Annotated in this window: 1 pseudogene; it reads right to left on the reverse strand. The window is 73.0% G+C overall.

What is annotated here, in order from left to right:
• Positions 1-429 precede the first annotated feature (429 nt).
• A pseudogene (locus U8L64_RS00525) lies at positions 430-560 on the reverse strand (hypothetical protein); the annotation flags it as partial.

Genomic DNA, 560 nt, shown 5'->3' on the forward strand with positions numbered 1-560 from the left:
GATCGATCTGGATTGGCTCAACCTCGCCGCGCTGGCTTTCAAGGAATCCACCCTCAACCCGGCGGCGGGGGGGGGCCGCGGGGCCCCCCCGGGGGGGGCGGGGTCGCCCGCCGCCCCCCGCCCCCGGGGGGGGCGGTGCGCGGGCTCCCCCGCCCTCCGCGGGGGGCCGCCGCCGCCCCGCCCCGCCGCCGGGTTGAGGGTGGATTCCTTGAAAGCCAGCGCGGCGAGGTTGAGCCAATCCAGATCGATCTGCTCGGCCAGCGCGCAGCCGAACGGTCCGGAGCCCGGCGATTACGTGGTGCTCAGCATCGCCGACAGCGGCGCCGGAATGACCGCACTGCGCCATGCGGCGTTGCTCGAAGTCGCGCGACGGCATGGCGTGCAGCCCGCCCAGGTGGCGCTCGCCTGGGCGCTGCGTCAGCCCGGTGCGCCGACCACTTCCTCGAACGGCACGCTGATGAACAGCACCCGGTGCGAGCTGCCGTATTTCTTCCACAGATAATGGGCGACTTCCATCACGCCCAGCTCGTGGGCGCGGCCGCCGAGGTTGAAGAAGCAGA

This window comes from Pseudomonas sp. FIP_A4 (assembly GCF_036701605.1).
GTDB classification, from domain to species: domain Bacteria; phylum Pseudomonadota; class Gammaproteobacteria; order Pseudomonadales; family Pseudomonadaceae; genus Stutzerimonas; species Stutzerimonas phenolilytica.